Below are 20,213 nucleotides of genomic sequence, written 5' to 3'. Positions count from 1 at the left end.
TATTACAGTGGAACTACAGATACCCCGCGGGGTATCACCACACAGTCCGGGGACATGCCCCACAGCACAGTCCGGGGACATGCCCCACAGCACCGACGAAGGAGCGCACCAGATGCTTTTCGAACGCATTTACGACGAGGACCTCTCCCAGGCCAGCTACCTGATCGGCTGCCAGGCCACGGGGGAGGCGATCGTGGTCGACGCCCGCCGTGACATCGCCGTCTACCAGGAGCTGGCGGCGAAGAACAACATGACCATCGGCACTGTGACCGAGACCCACATCCATGCCGACTACCTCTCCGGGACCCGCGAGCTCGCAGCGGCGACCGATGCGACGATCTACGTCTCCGGGGCCGGGGGCACGGACTGGCAGTACGGCTTCGAGGGCGAGCGGCTCCAGGACGGTGACACCATCACCATCGGCAACATCACCCTGCAGGCCGTGCACACGCCGGGCCACACTCCCGAGCACCTGTCGTTCCTCGTGACGGACGGCGCCTTCAGCGACCAGGCCGGCTACCTCCTCTCCGGGGACTTCATCTTCTCCGGCGACCTCGGGCGCCCCGACCTGCTCGACGAGGCCGCCGGCGGCGTGGACACGCGGTTCGAGGGCGCGAAGCAGCTCTTCCGCAGTCTGCAGGAGAAGTTCCTGACCCTGCCCGACTACGTGCAGGTGCACCCCGCACACGGCGCCGGGAGCGCGTGCGGCAAGGCGCTGGGTGCCATCCCGTCCTCGACCGTCGGCTACGAACGCCTCTACTCCTGGTGGGCGCCCTACCTCGCCTCCGGCGACGAGCAGGGTTTCATCGACGAACTGCTCGAGGGTCAGCCCGATGCCCACGCCTACTTCGGTCGCACGAAGCGCGAGAACCGCGACGGCCCCGCCGTCATGGGGGAGCGCGCACCGCTGCGGGAACTGGCTCCCGAGCAGGTCGCCGCTGATCTCGCAGCGGACACCGTGACCTTCGTCGACACCCGGTCCGCGGACCAGATCCACCAGGGCACGGTGGAGCGCTCCCTGAACATCCCCGCCGGGGGATCAGTGGCCACGCACGGGGCGTGGGTGGTGAATCCCGAACAGGACCGCAATCCCCTCGTGCTGCTCGCCGCCGACCAGGAGCAGGCCCAGGACCTGTGGGACCACCTGGTGCGGGTGGGTGTCGACCACGTCGCCGGGTACGTGACCAGCCTGGACGGGCTGCCCCTCACCACGCCGGCCCTGGTCCAGCCGGCCGAGCTGTCGGAGCTCGACCCCGCGATGATCCTCGACGTCCGCAGCCGCAGCGAGTACGGCGACGGGCACATCCCCGGGGCGCACCAGCTCAACGGTGGCCGGCTCATGTGGCACCTCGACGAACTGCCCGATCAGGGGACCATCGTGTCCTACTGCCAGAGCGGGCTCAGGAACTCCGTGGCCGCGAGCGCCCTGCGCCGGGCCGGGTACGACGTCGTCGAGCTCGACGGCAGCTACTCGGCCTGGACCGCCTGGCAGCAGGACCGGGAGGGTGCTTCCACCTCCTGATCGCCTGCGGGTCCCCCGGTCCTCACCGGGGGACTCATCATCGGGAGACTCCTCAGCCGCTGACGTCGCCGGTGACGGTGATGATGGGAATGAGGGTGACCTCGTCGCCGGTGACGGCGAGATCGGCGTCGAAGCTGAAATCGACGACGTCGGAGACATCCGTCTCCGCGCCGGAGAAATAGCTCTGCAGCGTCGTCTCCAGCCGGGCCGAGCCCTCGAGGGGCGCGACCGTCCAGTCGTCGCCCTCCCGGGTGACCGTCACGGTGGGGTACTCCTCGATGGTCCAGACGATGTCGCCGGCCAGCGGCTCGGTGGTGACATAGGCGAACGGGCATCCGGCGGGCTGGAAGACGGCCTGATCGGCGCACGCGTCGAGGAAGGTGTGCACTTGGTCGTCGACGGCGCGGGCCAGGTCGGGTGTCTGCTCGGGGGAGAGCTCCAGCGGAGCCGGTGACCCCGTTCCCGTGACGACGGTGTGTTCCTCGGAGGAGACGAGATACGGGGTGTCGTACCGGGCGGCCACGGCCCCCGGGTAGAACGAGGCGAGCTCCGCATTGCCGCCCGGCAGCCCCACGTCGACGCCGTTGACGCTCGCGTCCTCGCCGTGGCGCGTGGAGATACCGACCGTCGGCAGGACACTCGGCTCGAGCTCCCACGTCTCGAAGACGCCCCATCGGGTGCCGGTCTGCTCGAGCGGGAAGAGCGTGGTGTGGTCCTCACCGTCGACGCTGTAGGTCACCGGGACCTCGACCGTGTCCTGGCCGGTGTCGAGGGCATCCTGGATCGTGGTGCCCTCGAGGGGCGCCGCCGACGCCCGCAAAGCATCTCCGTCCAGCAGGCTGGCATCCGAGCCGTCGGGGACCGTCGCGTTGAGGATCCCGAGCGCCCGCCCTCCCTCACCCTGCCGGAGCGCATCGAGATACAGATCCACCCGGTGCTCGGGGCTGTAGAGCCTCGCGTTGAGGCTGCCGACCACTGCCACGAAGGCGGCGATGATCAGGAGGAGGCAGAGCAGCCAGGCTGCGGTGACCTTCACGACCGGGGTTGTCTGCACCCTCCCACGGTACCGGCTGGCCGGTCAGCCGGGCAGGAAACCCAGCAGTGTTCCGACGACGGCGCATCCGAGCCCGACCACGGCCAGGACGCGGGTGCCCCGGTAGGGCGCCCGGAGCGAGAAGGTGCGCGGCCTGCGGGCGTGGTAGTAGATGTCGATCTCGCCGCCCGGAGGCGGGGCGGCACCGTCACCGTCTCGCGCACGTACCCGGCTGGTCCACAGCGCCTCGACGATCCGGTACCGGTGATCGTGCCAGCGCAGGTACGGATGCCCCTCGAGGTCGAACGTGATGGCCTCCGTCCGGGTCCACGAGCCGTACACCAGCCGGATCAGGACCGCGGCGAGCAGCAGCCCCAGACCCAGTGCGGTGAGGGTGGAGCTCAGGATCTCGATCACCACCACCGAGGTGCCTCCGTGACCGCCGCACGCGCCGCGTGTCCCGGGATCACCGGCGTCTGCGGCGGCGCGAGGTGCCGAAGAGCCCACGGGCCAGTTCCCGTCCGATCACGCCGGCGGCCTGCAGCGCCAGATCGGCCATCTCGGTGGTCTCCCGGGGAGGCGTGGGGGTTCGTCGGTCGGGCGCAGGACCGGGCCGGCGCTCAGTACCGGCGGGCTGCCCACCTGAGCCGGCGGGACGGGGAGGCACGCCCAGGATGTCCTCCTCGATGCGCCGCGCCTCGTCGTCGTGATCGGAGCCCGGCGCGGACGGTCCCGCCTGGCCGGGGCTTCCCGGGGAGGCGACCGGCGGCACCGCGCCCGCCGCGGCCGGTCCGGTCAGCTTCTCGGCGGCCGAGTGGCTGTCGACCGCCTCACGGTAGCGGGGCAGCAGTGCCGAGGCCGCGACGACGGCGGACACGGTGCCCTCCGGTGCCCGTCCCATGAGGGACTGCGGGGCGCGGAGGCGGGTCCAGGCCACGGGAGTGGGGGCGCCGCGGTCGTTCATCACCGTGATCACGGCCTCCCCGATCCCGGCCGAGGTCAGGACCTCCTCGAGGTCGTACGGGCTGATGGGGAAGGTGGACACCGTGGCGCGCAGAGCCTTCGCGTCGTCCGGGGTGAAGGCGCGCAGCGCGTGCTGCACCCGGTTGGCCAGCTGCCCGAGCACCTCTCCCGGAAGATCCTCGGGCGTCTGCGTGATGAAGAAGATCCCGACACCCTTGGACCGGATCAGCCGCACGGTCGCCTGGATGGACTCGCGGAACGCCTTGGACGAGCCGGTGAAGAGCAGATGCGCCTCGTCGAGGAAGAACACGAGCCGCGGCTTGTCCACGTCCCCGATCTCCGGCAGCTCGGCGAACAGGTCGGCGAGCAGCCACATCAGGAACGTGGAGAACAGGCGGGGCTGCTGCTGCACGGTGGCGAGTTCCAGGCACGAGATGATGCCGCGCCCGTCCGGAGCCGTCCGGAGCAGGTCGGCGGTGTCGAACTCGGGCTCACCGAAGAAGGAGTCCATGCCCTGCGCCTCGAGGGTGACGAGCTCCCGCAGGATCACCCCGGCCGTGGACTTCGACAGGCCCCCGAGCGAGGCGAGCGCGTCCTTGCCCTCGTCCGAGGTGAGGAAGGTGATGACGGCGCGCAGATCGGTGAGGTCGTAGAGCTCCAGCCCGTTCCGGTCGGCGTAGTGGAACACGAGCTGGAGGCTCGATTCCTGGGTCTCGTTGAGGTCCATGACCCGGCTGAGGAGCAGGGGGCCGAAGGAGGAAATGGTCGCACGGACGGGGACGCCGTCGCCGTGGGCGCCGAGGCTCAGGAAGTCGACGGGGAAGCCGGCGGGGCTCCAGTCCTGGCCCACGCTCGCGGTGCGCTCGCTCACCCTGTCCGACGCCGTTCCGGGTGTGCTCAGGCCCGTGAGATCGCCCTTGATGTCGGAGAGGAACACCGGCACCCCGTGGGTGGAGAGCTGCTCGGCCAGCACCTGCAGGGTCACGGTCTTGCCGGTGCCCGTGGCGCCGGCGATCAGTCCGTGCCGGTTCATCATGGCCAGCGGCAACCGGATCCGCGCGTCGGCATGGAGCTCGCCGTCCACGAGGGCCGCCCCGAGCTCGAGGGTGGGTCCGTCGAAGACGTAGCCGGCCGTGATGTCCGCGAGCTGCGCGGTCACGTCGAGTTCGGCCATAGGGTCAGAATACACAGCGGGACCGTCGCCCCCGGGGCGACGGTCCCGCGTCGACAGAGCCGGATCCCGGCCGGGGGTCTCAGCCCGCGGAGTGCTTCCCGCCCGTCGCGGTGGCCCCTGAGGAGCCGGCCCCGGTCGGCGTAGCCTCGGTGTCGCGTCCGGTCCCGCCGGTCCCGGTGCCCCTGACGCCGTCGGCCTGCTGTGCGGTGGCGATCTCCTCGGCGCGCTCCTCGTTGGCCTCGCGGGTGAGCTCTGCTCCGGCTTCGGCATCCCGCGTGAGGTTCTCGCCGGACTCGGCGTCGAACAGATGGAGCTTGCGCGTGTCCAGCCACAGCTCGGCCTCCCGGCCGCCGCGGATACGGCTCGCCGCGTCCAGGGTGACCACGATCTGCGGGCGCAGTTCGTCCGCGTCCATCTCACGGGCGAGATTGTCGAGCAGGCCCCGTACCTCCGGTGCCGGATCGAAGTCGATGTACCCGTACTGCTCGTTGCCGAGCCATTCGGTGTGCGTCAGGGTGGCGGTGAACACGGCACCGTTGGAGCGCTTGTGGTCCTCCACGAGCTGGGCGTCCTCGAAGAATTCGGGGCGCAGACCCACGAGCACCACCTTCTTGCCCGCAGCCTTCTCGGCCTTGGCCGCCGGGATCTCCAGGTCGCCCAGCGCCGTCCGCAGCGTGTTCCCGTCCAGCGTGGCGGGGAGGAAGTTCATGGAGGGAGAGCCGATGAAGCCGGCGACGAAGAGATTGACGGGCTGTTCGTACAGCTCCCGCGGCGAGGCGATCTGCTGGAGTTCGCCCTTCTTCAGTACCGCCACGCGGTCGCCGAGGGTCATGGCCTCCGTCTGGTCGTGCGTCACGTACACCGAGGTCACACCCAGCCGGCGCTGCATCTGGGAGATCTCCGAGCGCATCTGCCCGCGGAGCTTGGCGTCCAGGTTGGACAGCGGCTCGTCGAACAGGAACGCGTCCGCCTGCCGGACGATGGCCCGGCCCATCGCCACCCGCTGGCGCTGACCACCCGAGAGATTCGCGGGCTTACGCTGCAGGTGGTCCGAGAGCTCGAGCGTGGCCGCGGCCTCGGTGACGAGCTTGTTCACCTGGTCCTCGGAGTGCTTGCCCTTGGCGAGCCGCAGCGGGAAGGCGATGTTCTCGTAGACCGTCAGGTGCGGGTACAGCGCGTAGTTCTGGAACACCATGGCCAGATTGCGGTCGCGCGGGGCCTTGTCGTTGACCCGCTCACCGTTGATCAGGAGATCGCCGTCGGTGATGTCCTCGAGCCCCACGATCATGCGCAGCAGGGTGGACTTCCCGCAGCCGGAGGGACCCACGAGGATGATGAACTCGCCGTCGGCGATGTCGATGCTGATGTCGTTCACGGCGGGGAAGCCGTCGCCGTACTTCTTGACCAGATTATTCAGGGTGATTGAAGCCATGGTGCGAATCCTTTACTTGAACCGGAGGGCGTCAGCCCTTGACGGCGCCCGAGGTCAGGCCCGAGACGATCTGGCGTTGGAAGAGGAGGACGAGCAGGACCACCGGGATGGTGACGATGATCGCTGCGGCCGAGATGGCCCCGGTGGGCGCCTCGAACTGGGATGCTCCCGTGAAGAAGGCGAGCGCGGCCGGGACCGGGCGCGCCGTCTCGGTCGAGGTCAGCGAGATCCCGTAGACGAAGTCGTTCCACGCGATGAAGAAGGCGATGATCGCCGTCGTGAAGACCCCCGGGGCGGCCAGTGGCACGATCGCCTTGCGGAACGCCTGCCACGTCGTGGCGCCGTCCACCTGGGCGGCCTGCTCGAGCTCCCACGGGATCTGCCGGAAGAACGCGGCCAGGGTCCAGATGGAGATCGGCAGGGTCAGCGACAGGTACGGGATGATCAGGCCGAGCCACGTGTCGTACAGCCCGATGGTCCTCCAGAGGTTGAACAGCGGCGTGACGATGGAGATGACGGGGAAGATCGACACCGCGAGGGCCGTGGTGAGGACCAGTCCCTTCCCCGGGAAGTCCAGCCGTGCGATCGCGTAGGCACACAGGGTGGCCAGCACGACGGCGATGAACGTCGCGATCAGCGAGATGCCGATCGAGTTGCGCAGCGCCGAGAGGAAGAGTCCCTGCGCGTCGCCGACGAGGATCTGCTCGTAGTTCGACGTGGTGGCGGTCCCCGAGGACGGCAGGAACGTGCCGCTCGTGAGATCGCTGGGCGCCTTGAACGAGGTGGCCAGGATGGACATGACGGGGAACAGCGCGTACACGAGTACGAGGACCGTGACGATGGCCCAGAGGACCTTGTTCTTGGTGCCGGAGTTCGTCACGACTTTCCTCCCTGGGTGCCGGCGAGATCGACCTTGAACAGTCGGATCGCGACGAAGCTGATGATCAGGACGCACAGGAACAGCAGCACGGACACCGCCGAGCCGAGTCCTATCTCGAGCCTGCTGATCGATTGTCGGTACGCGAGCAGCGACAGGACCTCGGTCCCGTAGGCGCCGTTGGTCATGATGAACACGTTGTCGAAGATCCTGAACGCATCCAGCGCCCGGAAGAGGACGGCGACCATGATCGCCGCCTTCATGTTCGGAATGATGACCCGGCTCATCTGCTCCCACCAGGTGGCACCGTCCACCTTCGCCGCCTCCGTGAGCTCGCCCGGCACCTGCGCGAGGCCTGCCAGGAGCAGGAGGGAGATGAACGGGGTGGTCTTCCAGATCTCGGACGCCATGATCACGAACAGGGCGGTGCCCGTCTGGGCGAACCAGTTCGTGTTCTCGTCGATGCCGGGGAGCCAGTCGAACCAGGAGTTGACGTATCCCGAGTTGATGTCGAAGGCATAGAACCAGGCGAACGCGGAGACCACGGTGATGATGCCGTACGGCACCAGGATCGCGGTCCGGAGGACGCCCTTGATGGACCTGAGGGCCTTGTCCATCACGAGGGCCAGGGCGAAACCGAGCACGAGCTCCACGGCCACGGTGATCACCGTGATGATCAGGGTGGTGCCCAGATCGCGCCACCACACGGGGTCCGTGAGGATCACGGCGTAGTTGCCGAGGCCCACGAACTCGCGCTCGTCCGGCGTGGTCAGGCGGAACTGGAACAGCGACTCGAAGGCCGCCTGCAGGATCGGGTAGAGCGTCACGAGCAGCATCACGATGAAGGCGGGCCCGGCGAGCAGCCAGCCGAGGCGCCGTTCGGCCCGGACGCGGTCGCTGTACTGCGGGCGGGCCTTCTTCTCCGGGGTGGACCGCGTCTTCACACTCGGCGTGGTCTCCGGGGAGCTGGTGGGCTCGGCCTGTGGAGCGGGTATGGCGGAGGTCATAGCAGCCTCTCTCCTCGTAGGACCGCGGTGATGAAGTCGGAGGATTCCTCCGGGGTGGTGTCCGGGTCCACCGCGCCCGGCGGGGCCCACAGCTGCTGGATGCCCGTGGACACCTCGTTGTAGAACGGTGTCTGCGGACGGGGCGCCGCGTCCTGGAGGGAATCGCGGATCACCGGGGCCATGGGGAAGGACTCCTCAATGCGCGGATCCTCGTAGGCCTCGGTGTTGGAGGGCGGATTGCCGTTCGTGACGAAGTACTCGGCCTGGTTCTCCACCTGGACGATGCACTGGACGGCCTCGTAGGCGAGCTCGGGATCGTCGCTCTCCGCCCCGACGCCGAGATTGATGCCTCCGAGCGGAGGGGCAGCGGCCTCGTCGTCGAGCACGCGCGGAAAAACACCCCAGCCGATGTCGTCGACGAGCGCCTGGTCCAGGGTCCCGGACTCGACGGCGCCCACCGTCGCGGGCCAGACGAAGGGGTAGTTGACCATGAACGAGCCCGAGTCGCTCTGGAACAGGTCCAGCGAGGCGTTCTCGTTCTGGGTGGCCAGACCGGGCCCACCCAGATTCTCGTCGCCGATGGTGGAGATGATCCGTGCCGCCTCGCGCCCCGCGTCCGAGACGAGCCCGAGTTCGAGCTCGTCGGAGGGGGCCTCGGGATTGGTGACGATCGATCCGCCGGCGGATTCGATCAGGGCGTTCACCCAGACCGTCATCGACTCGGCCTGGGTGCCCTGCACCCCGAGTTCCTTGTCCTGTGCCTCGGCGGCCTCGATGAGCTGGTCCCAGGTGACGGGCTTCGTCATGTCCAGGCCCGCGGCCTCCGCCACCGACTTCCGGTACCAGAGGATCTGCGTATTGGCCCAGAAGGGCACCGTGACGAGCTCGTCCTTCCAGGTGGCGCCGGCCAGGGCGCCCTCGACCACGTTCTCGGTGGTGGCCTCGGCGACGTCGTCGGGCACCGGCGCGAGGAAGCCTGCGAGTTCGGGTACGAACGGCGGATCCAGGCTCATGATGTCGAGCGAGGAGTCGCCTGCCGCGAGACGGCGGGCGAGCTGCTCGCGCTGGGAGGCGGCGTCACTGGGCAGGAGCGAGGTCTCGATGCGGTAGCGGCCATCGGCCTCTGTGGTGCACTTCTCGGCGATGGCGGCCTGGCCTCCGGCGTCCGGATTGATGTACCAGGTCAGGGTGTTCTCCGATTCCCCGGACCCGCACCCGGTCACCAGGAGTGTGCCCATCAGGATGCTGGCCAGCGCCGCGGCCCTGGGGCGGTTCTTCACCGTATTCGGTGCTCTTCGACTGGTCGCCATACGTACCGAGCCTCCACATCCTCTGTAGACGGGCCGGTCACCGACCCGATGGAACCGTCAGCCGGGCCGACGTGCTTTTGACCATATGCCCTGACGCATCAATCCGCTAGGCAGTACCCTTATGGTTCCGCGCCGTCGCCGGACGACGCCCCGCCGCGGCAGGGCAGAGCGGAAGTGCGGTGGATTTCCGGAGGGGGTGCAGCGGCAGAGGATGCCGGCATCGAGGGGGAACTGAGCGGGCGACGGGAATCGAACCCGCGTATCGAGCTTGGGAAGCTAGCGCTCTACCATTGAGCTACGCCCGCGTGGGACCCGGCGGTCGTGGACCCGGATCCCTGCCGCCCGGCGCCTACCCGCCGAGCAACGAGATCGAGCCTACCGCACCGCCGGGCGCGCTCAAACACCGCCGAGCGAGCTCGAACACCGCCGGGCGCGCTCGAACACCGTCAGCGGAGGTGGCACCGTCCGCGGAGGTGCGGCTACGACGGCGGGGTGGAGCCCCCGGACTCCTCGGGGCGAGCCGGGTGGACGTCGTCCGACGGAGCAGGGTGCGGTGCCGTGGGGTCGGCCCGTGCGCGGTCGATCAACTCGCGCCAGGGCTCCTCGAGCCTGCTCTCGGGGAGGCTCACCTCGGTGTAGCCGATGGTGATGACGTAGGTGAACCGGTCCCGCTGGTCGTCCGGCGGATCCGGGGCCGCCGCTTCGGCCTCGGCGAGGGGGAGCCACCGCTGTTCGGCCTCCGTGGTGCTCACGTCGACGCTCCAACGGCGCGTGAGCCCGCCCACGCCGCCCGATCGGGTGATCTCGATCCTCACGGCATCACGCCCACCTGCGCCCACGCACCGGTGACGGCCTCGGCCTCGCGGCTCCCCGCGCCGAAGCGCCGCGCCGCGGCCTCCTGGGTGGCCCGTGCGAAGGTCGGGAAGTCGCAGTCGGCGGGGATCCCGCCGTCGACCACGGTGTCGAACCAGATGTTCCCCGCGCCCTTCCAGGCCGGTCCGCCCAGGGTCGTGGCGGCGAGGTAGAAGGCGTGGTTCGGGATGCCGGAGTTGATGTGCACACCGCCGTTGTCGGAGGACGTCTCCACGTAGTCCGCCATGGTGGCAGGCTGCGGATCCCTGCCGAGGACGTCGTCGTCGTACGCCGTGCCCGGCGCCTTCAGGGACCGGAGCGCCACGCCCTCCACCTGTGCCGTGAAGAGGCCCTCGCCCACGAGCCACGAGGCGGCCTCCGCCTGCTGACCGAGCGTGCGCTGCTCCACGAGGACGCCGAAGACGTCCGAGAGCGATTCGTTGAGGGCGCCCGACTGGCCCTGGTACTCGAGATTCGTGGAGTACTGCGTGAACCCGTGCGTCAGCTCGTGGCTGATCACGGTGAGCGACGCCGTGAACCGGCCGAAGATCTCGCCGTCGCCGTCGCCGAACACCATCTGCTCGCCGTCCCAGAAAGCGTTGTCGTACTCGGAGCCGTAGTGCACCGTGGCGAGCAGGGCCTTGCCCGCACCGTCGATCGAGGACCTGCCGTACTCCTCGCTCAGGAGGTCGTAGGTGGCGCCCAGGCCACTGTAGGCCTCGTCCGCCGCGACGTCGCCCGTGGCGGGGTCGCCCTCCTCCCGGACCAGGCGGCCGGGCAGGTCCTCCCGGTTGCCGGCGTCGTGGATCCTCCGGGTCAGCGTGCCCGGGACGGCGCTGCCGCGGCGGATCGGCGCCCGGAGCGCGTCGGCGCGGGCCCGCAGGACCGGGTCCAGTTCGGCCAGGGCGCGGCTCGCAGCCCGGGACGCCGGGGCGAACCGGGGTTCACCGAGTGCGGCGATGCGGTCCAGCAGGTGCGGCGGGACGATACTGCAGTGGATCTGCTGCATGGGGGCCTCCTTCGCTGTGTCCCACCGTAGACCCAGGGGCCCACGGAATCAGGGCCACGTAGGGTGGGGGCATGAGCGTGGAGCGGAACACCCGCAAGCTGGAGCGCGGTATCGAGCGGGACTTCTCGGACAAGATGAGCTACGGCTCGTACCTGGAACTGGACCGGTTGCTCGATGCGCAGCGGCCCGTGAGCTCCCCGGAGCACCACGACGAGATGCTGTTCATCATCCAGCACCAGACGTCCGAGCTGTGGCTCAAGCTCGTGCTCCACGAACTCCGTGCCGTCCGGCTGAAGCTGCAGTCGGACGATCTGCGCGCCGCCATGAAGGGCATCGCCCGCATCAAGCACATCCAGCGGTCGCTGACCGAGCAGTGGTCGGTCCTGGCCACCCTCACGCCCACCGAATACGCCCAGTTCCGCGGTGACCTGGGCTCCTCGAGCGGCTTCCAGTCCTACCAGTACCGTGCGGTGGAGTTCCTGCTGGGCAACAAGAACGCCGCGATGATCGACGTCTTCGACGCCGACCCGGCCGCCCAGGAGCTGCTCCGTGAGCTGCTGGGGCAGAGCAGCGTCTACGACGAGTTCATCGCACTGCTCGCCCGGCGCGGGTACGGCATCCCGGAGACCCTGCTGGAGCGCGACGTGAGTGTTGCCCACGAGTTCTCGCCCGCGCTCGTCGCCGTGTACAAGGAGGTCTACGAGGACGCCGTGGGCCACTGGGACATCTACGAGGCGTGCGAGGAACTGGTGGACCTCGAGGACAACTTCCAGCTGTGGCGCTTCCGCCACCTCAAGACCGTCGCGCGGACCATCGGGTTCAAGACCGGCACGGGTGGTTCGTCGGGGGTGGGCTTCCTCCAGCGGGCCCTGGAGCTGACGTTCTTCCCCGAACTGTTCGCCGTCCGCACCGAGATCGGCCACTGACCCGGGCGCTCGGGAGGGCCCGTGCAGGGCTGGTAGTTTTGGACGGTGCTGATCTCAGACCGCGATATCCGGGCGGACATCGCCGCCCGGCGCATCATCCTCGATCCCTTCGAACCGGCGATGGTGCAGCCCTCCAGCGTGGATGTCCGGCTCGACCGCTACTTCAGGCTCTTCGACAACCACAAGTACGCGCACATCGACCCCGCGGAGGATCAGCCGGAGCTCACCCGGCTCGTGGAGGTGGCTCCCGACGAGGCGTTCGTCCTGCACCCGGGCGAGTTCGTCCTCGGGTCCACCTACGAGACCGTGACCCTCCCGCACGATGTGGCCGCGCGGCTCGAGGGCAAGTCCTCCCTCGGGCGCCTCGGGCTGCTCACGCACTCCACGGCCGGGTTCATCGACCCGGGGTTCTCGGGTCATGTGACCCTCGAGCTGTCCAACATGGCCACCCTGCCCATCAAGCTGTGGCCCGGGTCGAAGATCGGCCAGCTGTGCTTCTTCAGGCTCACGTCCCCGGCGGAGCACCCGTACGGGTCGGGGGAGTACGGTAACCGCTACCAGAACCAGCGGGGCCCGACGGCGTCACGCAGTCACCTGAACTTCCACCGCACCGCGATCCCGGGACCGGACGGACGACCTGCCGGCTGACCGGCGGACGGCATCGCAGGCGTCAGGCGTCGGGCAGGACGGACGGCGCCACGCGGGCGGGCGGCTTCACCGGGATCAGCAGGAGCAGACCGGCGAGCAGCACCACCAGGATGCCGATGACCCCGTAGAGCTGCGAGCCGAAGATGCCGATGCACAGGGCGAAGAGCGTCGGGGCCAGGAAGCTCACCGCGCGGCCCGTGGTCGCGTAGAGCCCGAACAGCTCCCCCTCGCCGCCCGGAGGCGCGAGGCGTGCGAGGAACGCGCGGGACGACGCCTGTGCCGGGCCCACGAACAGGGTCAGCAGCAGGCCGAAGACCCAGAACGTGGTGTCCGAGGTCCACTCCACGCCGAGGACGGAATAGGTCCCGGTCCCGAGCAGCAGGATCGCCGACCCGGCCACCAGGAGCCCGATCAGCGCCCCGATGATGACCCGCTTGGGGCCGAGCCTGTCGTCCAGGAAACCTCCGATCACCGCTCCCGTGGCGGCGATGACGTTCGCGGCGATCGCGAAGACGATCACCAGGGCCGCCGAGAAGCCGAACGCCCCCGCCGCGAGGACCCCGCCGAACGTGAAGACCGCAGCCAGCCCGTCCCGGAAGATCGCGCTGGCCAGCAGGAAGTAGATGGTGTGCGGGCTCTGCCGGTACATCGCTGCCACGCGCCTCAGGAGCAGGCCGTAGGACGCGAGGAAGCCGAGCTGGGCGGCGGCCGCCCTGCGGGGCAGCTCCGGGATGGTGAGCAGCACCGGCAGGGCGAAGGCGGCGAACCAGAGCGCCGAGAAGACCGCCACGAGCCGGATGTTCAGGCCGTCGTCGCCCGATGCTCCCTGCCAGTCCACCACGGGTGAGATGAACACCAGCAGGACCACCACGAGGGCCGCGATGCCGCCCACGTAGCCCATGGCCCACCCGAAACCACTGACGCGTCCGATGGTGGACGGCGTGGAGATCTGGGTCAGCATGGCGTTGTAGTTGACGCCGGCGAACTCGAAGAAGATGTTCGCGGCCGCGATGAGTGCCACCCCGAGGATCAGCATCTCCGGGCTCGGGAACACGAAGAAGCACAGGCCGGTCAGCACCACGACGATGAGCGTGTTGATGCCGAGCCACCGTTTCCGCCGGCCCCCGGTGTCGGAGCGCTGGCCCGTGACGGGGGCGAGGAGGGCGATGAGCAGGCCGGCGGCGGCGAGTCCCCAGCCGAGGACCTGGGAGGTCCGCGCCTCCCCGCCGAAGGCCTCGGAGGTCAGATAGACGGTGAAGACGAAGGTGGTCATGACCGCGTTGAAGGCGGCGGACCCCCAGTCCCACGAGGCCCAGGCGAGGACGGGTCGGCTGAAGATCCGCCCCGAACCCTCCGTGGGCGGGGTCGCCGCGACCGCAGGCGTACCCGGGGGCTCTCGATGCGTGCTCATGGGTGAATGCTAGCCCCGTATGACCCGGGTCATACGGGTACGGGTTGCTCGTCCCGGGCCCGTCGTCGACGCCTGTCACCGATGGCGGACGGCGGCGGGCCCGCCTATAGACTGCAGGAGCCCGACCGTCCCACCGCAGCGGAAGATCGAGACCCATGCTCACAGTGCTGATCGGCATGTTCGCGCTGGCATTCGTGGCACCCCTGCTCTTCTCCCGCCTCGGACGGTCCGCCTTCTTCGTCCTCGCCGCCGCGCCCGCGGCGGCCTTCGCCTGGCTCCTCACCATGCTGCCCGCCGTCCTGTCGGCGGACCAGGGCGCCGCCGGAGAGCAGCCCGTGGCGCCGCCGTCGGTCACCGTGCCGTGGATCCCGAGCCTCGAGCTCCAGCTCGCCTTCCGGCTCGACGCCCTTGCGGCCGTGCTCTGCATCCTCGTCCTCGGCGTCGGTGCCCTGGTGCTGTTCTACTGCGCGCGCTACTTCAAGAACGACGACGCCGACCTGGGCGCCTTCGGTGGGCAGCTGCTCGCCTTCGCCGCGGCGATGTTCGGGCTGGTCCTCGCCGATGACCTGATCCTGATGTTCATCTTCTGGGAACTGACCACCATCCTGTCCTACCTGCTCATCGGGTACTCGCGCCACCGGCTCTCGGCCCGCCGCTCGGCGCTGCAGGCGCTGATCGTCACGACCGCCGGTGGACTGACGATGCTCGTGGGCCTGATCCTCCTCGGACAGGAGGCCGGGACCTACCGCATCTCCGAGATCCTGGCCGCCGCGCCGTCGCTCGTGGCGCGCGGCGCGATCATCGACGTCGCGATCGTCCTGATCCTGGTCGGTGCCATCACCAAGTCGGCCCTGGTGCCCTTCCACTTCTGGCTGCCCGCCGCGATGGCCGCGCCCACGCCCGTCAGCGCCTATCTGCATGCCGCAGCCATGGTGAAGGCGGGGATCTTCCTCACGGCCCGGTTCGCCCCGGGGTTCAGCGAGACCACCTCCTGGTATCCGGTGATCCTCGTCCTCGGGATGACGACGATGCTGCTCGGGGGGTGGCGTGCCCTGCGGCAGTTCGACCTCAAGCTCGTGCTCGCCTACGGTACGGTGAGCCAGCTCGGCTTCCTGACCATGGTGGTGGGGCTCGGGGGTCGTGACGGAGCCGTGGCGGGCCTCGGCCTGCTCCTGGCCCACGGGTTCTTCAAGGCCACGCTCTTCCTGGTGGCCGGAATCATCGACCACCAGGCCGGGACCCGCGATCTCCGGGCGCTCTCGGGGGTCGGCTCCACCTCGCCGGTCCTGTTCGTCGTGTCCCTCGTCGCCGCCGCGTCGATGGCCGGGGTGCCACCGCTGGTCGGGTTCGTCGCCAAGGAATCGGTGTACGAGGCCTTCGTGCACCGCTCGGAGGACGGGCTCGTGGGAACCCTCCTGCTCGGGGGGATCGTGCTCGGGTCGGTCCTGACCTTCGCCTACAGCGCGCGCTTCGTCTGGGGAGCCTTCGCGCTCAAGCACGGGACGCCCCGGACCAGGTTCTCCCGGGTGCGGCCGTCCTTCCTGCTCGCCCCGGCGGTCCTCGCCGTCGCCACCGTGGTGTTCGGTCTCTGGCCCGTCCCGCTCGACCTCCTGGTCCAGCCGTACGCCACCCTGTTCGCCTCGGACGTCGCCGCGCCGCACCTGGCCCTGTGGCACGGTGTCAGCCTGTCGCTCGTGCTCACCGTCGTCACGCTCGGCGCGGGTGTGGCACTGTTCGTCCTGCGCGAACCGCTCGAGCGTTTCCAGGCCCGGCTGCCGCGGATCCCCGAGGCGGCTGCCGCCTACCGCTCCACCGTGAGCGTGCTCGACGCCGTGGCCTTCTGGGTCACGGGCCGCACGCAGCGGGGCTCCCTGGCGTTCTACCTCTTCATCATCCTGTCCACCGCCGTCCTCGTGCCGCTGACAGCCCTGATCCTCTTCGACGGACCCGTGCCCACGGCCTACCAGTGGGCGCAATCACCTGCCCAGGGGGTCGTGGCCGTCGCGATCCTCGTGGGGATCGTGGGCGCGCTGAGAGCCCGCAAGCGCTTCACGGCGGTGGTCATGGTGGGGATCACCGGGTACGGCCTGGCCGTGATCTACGCCCTGCACGGCGCACCGGACCTGGCGCTGACGCAGCTGCTCGTGGAGACGATCGTGCTCGTGGCCTTCGTCCTGGCGCTGCGGTCCCTGCCGGCCAGGCTGTGGAGCAGGGCGGGCCGGCAGCGTCGGCTGCTGCGCGCAGGCCTCGGGATCGCCTTCGGTTCCATCATGGCCGTGATCGCCATGTCGGCCATGGCCGCCAGGACCGCGGCGCCCATCTCGCTGGCCTATCCCGAGCTGGCGTACGAGGAAGGCGGCGGGGCCAACACCGTCAACGTGCTCCTCGTGGACATCCGGGCCTGGGACACCTTCGGTGAGATCACCGTCCTGGCGCTCGCCGCCACGGGCATCGCCAGTCTGATCTTCATCCGCGGCCGCAGCGACACCCGGAACCGGGCCGTCGGCGTCGAGGACGGCTCGGTCGACAGGGCGCAGGAGTCCCTGGACGCGGGGGGCCGCGCCGAGGCCGCGCGCCAGCTCGCCGCCCGGTTCGCCGACGTCGCGCGTGATCCGTGGCTCGTCGCGGGACGGACCCTCGCCCCCGAGCGGCGATCGATCGTCTTCGAGGTCATCACGCGCCTGCTGTTCCACACCGTGATCCTGCTGTCCATCTATCTTCTCTTCGCCGGCCACAACCTGCCCGGTGGCGGCTTCGCGGGCGGACTCCTTGCTGGGATCGGCCTGGCCATCCGGTACCTGGCCGGCGGCCGGTTCGAACTGGCCGAGGCGACCCCGGTCAGTGCGGGTGCGCTGCTCGGTACGGGGCTTGCGGTCGCGGCGCTCACCGCGATGGCACCCCTCGTCCTCGGGGGCGCCGTCCTCGAGAGCTACATCCTGGAGTTCGGGCTGCCCCTGGTCGGTGACGTGAAGTTCGTGACGTCCACCTTCTTCGACATCGGTGTCTACCTCATCGTCGTAGGACTCGTCCTGGACGTGCTGCGGAGCCTGGGGTCCGAGATCGACGCCAGGGCGGAAGCCGGGACGCCCGCCCACGACGAGTCGGTCGAGGACACGATCGTGCCGACGACCAGCGAAGGGATACGCCCGTGACCGTCAACATCACGCTGATCGTCCTCATGGCCGCGTTCTTCGCGGCCGGGCTCTACCTCCTGCTCGAACGCAGCCTGACGCGGGTGCTGTTCGGCCTGATCCTGATGGGCAACGGTGTGAACATCCTGATCCTGGCGATGAGCGGAGGAAGCGGCACGGCGCCGCTCCACAGCGCGGGGACACCCGCGGAGGAGTACGCGGACAGCCTGCCGCAGGCCCTGATCCTCACGGCGATCGTGATCACCTTCGCCGTGACGTCCTTCATGCTCGGCATGATCTACCGGTCCTGGGTATTGCGACGGAAGGACGAGGTGCAGGACGACCCGGAGACCCTGCGCGCCGACGACCAGGACGACTACGGCCACGGCGACACCGACAGTTCGGAGGACGCCTCCGAGTTCTCGGACGCCGGGGAGGCCCGCCCGCTCCGGCGCAGGAAGGCCGAGCCCGCGGCGGGCGCCGGGCGGACGGCAGGGGAAGCGCCGTGATCGCCGCAGATCTCGCGCCGCTCGCCGTCGCCCTGCCCCTGCTCGGTGCCGCCATCACCTTCATCCTCATCCGGTACCCGAGCGCCCAGCGCTTCGTCAGCATCTCGACGCTGGCGCTCACCCTGGGCCTGGAAGTGGTGATGCTCCTCGCCGCACCCTCCACCGGTACCCATGCGGTGCGGCTGGGCGGCTGGGAGCCACCCTTCGGCATCGTGCTCGTGGTGGACCAGTTCTCCGCGCTCATGCTCGTGGTCTCCTCGGTGGTCAGCCTCACGGTCCTGGTCTACGCAGCGGGTCAGGGCACCTCCGACGGCGACGAGGAGGGGCCGGTGTCGATCTTCCACCCCACCTACCTGATCCTCGTGGCCGGGGTCTCGAACGCGTTCCTGACCGGGGATCTCTTCAACCTGTACGTGGGCTTCGAGATACTGCTGACCGCCAGCTACGTGCTGATGACCCTCGGCGGCACGGCGCCGCGCATCCGTGCGGGCGTGACGTACGTCGTCGTGAGCGTGGTGTCATCGATGCTGTTCCTCATCGCGATCGGCATGATCTACGGCGCCACGGGCACGGTGAACATGGCCGACCTGGCGGTGAAGCTCGAGGACGTGGACCCGGCGACGCAGCTGGTGCTGCACCTGATGCTGCTCGTGGCCTTCGGCATCAAGGCGGCCGTGTTCCCGCTCTCGTTCTGGCTGCCCGACTCGTATCCCACGGCGCCGGCGCCCGTGACCGCGGTGTTCGCCGGCCTGCTGACCAAGGTGGGGGTGTACGCGATGGTGCGCGTGGAGACCCTCCTGTTCCCGGGGGACCGCATCAATTCGTTCCTGATGGTGGTGGCGCTGCTGACCATGATCGTGGGGATCCTCGGGGCCCTGGCCCAGTCCGATCTCAAGCGGCTCCTGTCCTTCACGCTGGTGAGCCACATCGGCTACATGGTCTTCGGGCTGGCGCTCTCCTCCCGGCTAGGGCTGGCGGCCACCGTCTACTACGTGGTGCACCACATCACCATCCAGACCAGCCTGTTCCTCGTCACCGGCCTGGTGGAGCGCCGTGGCGGGACGGCGGACGTGGACCGCCTCGGCGGCCTCGCGAGGCTGTCGCCGCTGCTGGGCATCCTGTTCTTCGTCCCGGCCATGAACCTCGCCGGCATACCGCCCTTCTCGGGATTCCTCGGCAAGCTCGGTCTGCTCGAGGCCGGTGTGGAGCTCGGGACACCGCTGGCCCTCCTCCTCGTGGCCGGAGCCGTGACCACGAGCCTGCTGACCCTGCTGGTGATGGCCCGCGTGTGGAACCGTGCCTTCTGGCGCAGCCCCGAGGACGTCGAGGACCCGGACCCCATCCTGCTCGCCGCGGCCACCGACGGTTCACGCGTGACGGCGTCACTCCAGGTGACGGGTGAGGACACCGGGAAATTCGCCGGGACGGACTCCGTGACACTGCTCCCCGCGACCATGACGGGTCCCACCATCGGCCTCGTGGCCCTCGGACTCGGCCTGACCCTCCTCGCCGGACCGCTGTTCACGCTCACCGACAACGCGGCGGCCGAGATGCTGGAGCGCACTCCCTACCTCGAGGCCGTCCTCGGCGCAGGAGCAGACCGATGACCCGGCAGAAGTTCTCCCTCGTCACGGATGTGCCGCTCATCCTCTGGCTCACGTTCGTGTGGGGTGCCCTCTGGCAGGACTTCGGAGCAGGGACGCTGATCTTCGGACTGATCATCGCCTTCGTGGTGGTCAACTTCTTCTACCTGCCGCCGGTGGGATTGAGCGGGCGGTTCAACATCCTCGCGTTCGTCTCCTTCAGCGCCGGTTTCCTCGTGGATCTGGTCACCGCCAGCATCGAGGTCTTCTGGCTCGCGGTGACCCGGGGACCGGCCCTTCGCAACGCCGTCGTCGCGGTCCGTTTGCGCAGCCACTCGGACCTGATCGTCACGGCGACCGGCCACGCGACCTCGCTCATCCCCGGATCACTCGTGGTGGAGGTGGACCGGGCGTCCTCGACGCTCTACCTCCACTGCCTGAATGTCAGGACCGAGGAGGACGCGGAGGCCATGCGAGCCACCGTCCGGAAGTCGGAGGCGGCCTTCATCCGCATCATGGGGACCAGGCAGGAGCTCGCTGAGCTGCGGGCGGAGGAGTCCGTATCATGACCGTCGTCATCTATGTCGTCCAGGGAATACTCGCGGTGGCCGTGCTCCTGGCCCTGTACCGGGCGGTGCTCGGACCCTCGCTCCTCGACAGGGTCCTGGCGCTCGACGTCGTCCTCGCGATCATCGCGGCGGCACTGGTCCTCACCATGATCGTCAATCACCACACGGACCACCTGATCCTGCTCGTCGTCATCTCCCTGATCGGCTTCATCGGCTCGGTCGCGGTGGCCCGCTTCATCACGGAGAGGGGATAGCAC

Annotated in this window: 18 protein-coding genes and 1 tRNA gene; 8 read left to right on the top strand and 11 right to left on the bottom strand. The window is 69.2% G+C overall.

Annotated features, from left to right (window positions below):
- The first annotated feature begins 112 nt into the window (after positions 1-112).
- Positions 113-1,522: a rhodanese-like domain-containing protein gene (locus tag Q0747_RS10355; RefSeq protein WP_298254312.1), complete on the top strand. Its 1,410-nt coding sequence runs from the start codon at positions 113-115 to the stop codon at positions 1,520-1,522.
- A gap of 52 nt (positions 1,523-1,574) precedes the next feature.
- On the opposite strand, the gene Q0747_RS10350 is transcribed toward Q0747_RS10355, so the two are convergent.
- The 10 genes from Q0747_RS10350 to Q0747_RS10305 all read right to left on the bottom strand — a co-directional run bounded on the left by Q0747_RS10350 (position 1,575) and on the right by Q0747_RS10305 (position 11,179).
- Positions 1,575-2,576, bottom strand: a complete 1,002-nt coding sequence (locus Q0747_RS10350; RefSeq protein WP_298254310.1) for a hypothetical protein — start codon at positions 2,574-2,576, stop codon at positions 1,575-1,577.
- Between the two features lie 24 nt (positions 2,577-2,600).
- Complete coding sequence (locus tag Q0747_RS10345) at positions 2,601-2,975, bottom strand: hypothetical protein (protein WP_298254308.1); 375 nt, start codon at positions 2,973-2,975, stop codon at positions 2,601-2,603.
- Between the two features lie 46 nt (positions 2,976-3,021).
- Positions 3,022-4,692: a helicase HerA-like domain-containing protein gene (locus Q0747_RS10340; protein ID WP_298254474.1), complete on the bottom strand. Its 1,671-nt coding sequence runs from the start codon at positions 4,690-4,692 to the stop codon at positions 3,022-3,024.
- Between the two features lie 79 nt (positions 4,693-4,771).
- On the bottom strand, positions 4,772-6,124 hold the full coding sequence (locus Q0747_RS10335) for an ABC transporter ATP-binding protein (RefSeq protein ID WP_298254305.1): 1,353 nt from the start codon (positions 6,122-6,124) through the stop codon (positions 4,772-4,774).
- 31 nt (positions 6,125-6,155) lie between these two features.
- Positions 6,156-7,004 (bottom strand): carbohydrate ABC transporter permease, encoded by an 849-nt coding sequence (locus tag Q0747_RS10330; RefSeq protein ID WP_298254303.1) that lies wholly within the window; start codon positions 7,002-7,004, stop codon positions 6,156-6,158.
- Complete coding sequence (locus Q0747_RS10325; RefSeq protein ID WP_298254301.1) at positions 7,001-8,008, bottom strand: carbohydrate ABC transporter permease; 1,008 nt, start codon at positions 8,006-8,008, stop codon at positions 7,001-7,003. Before Q0747_RS10325 ends, Q0747_RS10330 begins: the two co-directional genes overlap by 4 nt.
- Positions 8,005-9,246 carry an extracellular solute-binding protein gene (locus Q0747_RS10320; RefSeq protein WP_298254472.1) on the bottom strand — a complete coding sequence of 414 codons (1,242 nt, stop codon included), beginning with the start codon at positions 9,244-9,246 and terminating at the stop codon, positions 8,005-8,007. Before Q0747_RS10320 ends, Q0747_RS10325 begins: the two co-directional genes overlap by 4 nt.
- A gap of 306 nt (positions 9,247-9,552) precedes the next feature.
- Positions 9,553-9,623 (bottom strand) — tRNA-Gly (locus Q0747_RS10315).
- Positions 9,624-9,797: 174 nt separating this feature from the next.
- On the bottom strand, positions 9,798-10,133 hold the full coding sequence (locus Q0747_RS10310) for a protealysin inhibitor emfourin (RefSeq protein WP_298254299.1): 336 nt from the start codon (positions 10,131-10,133) through the stop codon (positions 9,798-9,800).
- Positions 10,130-11,179, bottom strand: coding sequence for a M4 family metallopeptidase (locus Q0747_RS10305; protein WP_298254297.1), 1,050 nt, complete (start codon positions 11,177-11,179; stop codon positions 10,130-10,132). The genes Q0747_RS10310 and Q0747_RS10305 overlap by 4 nt, the downstream gene beginning before the upstream one ends.
- Positions 11,180-11,250: 71 nt before the next feature.
- Between Q0747_RS10305 and Q0747_RS10300 the strand changes: the two genes are divergently transcribed.
- Both Q0747_RS10300 and dcd read left to right on the top strand, forming a co-directional pair.
- On the top strand, positions 11,251-12,105 hold the full coding sequence (locus Q0747_RS10300; protein ID WP_298254295.1) for a tryptophan 2,3-dioxygenase: 855 nt from the start codon (positions 11,251-11,253) through the stop codon (positions 12,103-12,105).
- Positions 12,106-12,150: 45 nt separating this feature from the next.
- On the top strand, positions 12,151-12,753 hold the full coding sequence (dcd, locus tag Q0747_RS10295) for a dCTP deaminase (protein ID WP_298254293.1): 603 nt from the start codon (positions 12,151-12,153) through the stop codon (positions 12,751-12,753).
- Positions 12,754-12,775: 22 nt separating this feature from the next.
- Here dcd and Q0747_RS10290 read toward each other — a convergent pair whose 3' ends face one another.
- The gene (locus tag Q0747_RS10290; RefSeq protein WP_298254291.1) at positions 12,776-14,164 is read right to left on the bottom strand and encodes an MFS transporter; all 1,389 of its coding nucleotides are present in this window, start codon (positions 14,162-14,164) and stop codon (positions 12,776-12,778) included.
- 155 nt (positions 14,165-14,319) lie between these two features.
- Here Q0747_RS10290 and Q0747_RS10285 point away from each other — a divergent pair, with 155 nt between their 5' ends.
- Genes Q0747_RS10285 through Q0747_RS10265 form a run of 5 tightly spaced genes read left to right on the top strand, consistent with a single transcriptional unit; the run spans position 14,320 to position 20,210 of the window.
- Positions 14,320-17,316, top strand: coding sequence for a Na+/H+ antiporter subunit A (locus tag Q0747_RS10285; protein WP_298254289.1), 2,997 nt, complete (start codon positions 14,320-14,322; stop codon positions 17,314-17,316).
- Positions 17,313-17,804 carry a Na(+)/H(+) antiporter subunit C gene (locus Q0747_RS10280; protein ID WP_298254288.1) on the top strand — a complete coding sequence of 164 codons (492 nt, stop codon included), beginning with the start codon at positions 17,313-17,315 and terminating at the stop codon, positions 17,802-17,804. Before Q0747_RS10285 ends, Q0747_RS10280 begins: the two co-directional genes overlap by 4 nt.
- Positions 17,801-19,411 (top strand): Na+/H+ antiporter subunit D, encoded by a 1,611-nt coding sequence (locus tag Q0747_RS10275; RefSeq protein ID WP_298254286.1) that lies wholly within the window; start codon positions 17,801-17,803, stop codon positions 19,409-19,411. Before Q0747_RS10280 ends, Q0747_RS10275 begins: the two co-directional genes overlap by 4 nt.
- The gene (locus tag Q0747_RS10270) at positions 19,408-19,956 is read left to right on the top strand and encodes a Na+/H+ antiporter subunit E (protein WP_298254284.1); all 549 of its coding nucleotides are present in this window, start codon (positions 19,408-19,410) and stop codon (positions 19,954-19,956) included. The genes Q0747_RS10275 and Q0747_RS10270 overlap by 4 nt, the downstream gene beginning before the upstream one ends.
- Entirely contained in the window at positions 19,953-20,210 is a 258-nt protein-coding gene (locus Q0747_RS10265) for a monovalent cation/H+ antiporter complex subunit F (protein ID WP_298254282.1), read from the top strand. Before Q0747_RS10270 ends, Q0747_RS10265 begins: the two co-directional genes overlap by 4 nt.
- Positions 20,211-20,213 lie beyond the last annotated feature (3 nt).

The sequence above is a fragment of the uncultured Arthrobacter sp. genome, assembly GCF_947493765.1.
In the GTDB taxonomy this organism is placed as follows: domain Bacteria; phylum Actinomycetota; class Actinomycetes; order Actinomycetales; family Micrococcaceae; genus Arthrobacter_D.
The sequence above is the reverse complement of the archived record's forward strand: the minus strand, read 5'-3'. Positions and strand labels throughout refer to the sequence as shown.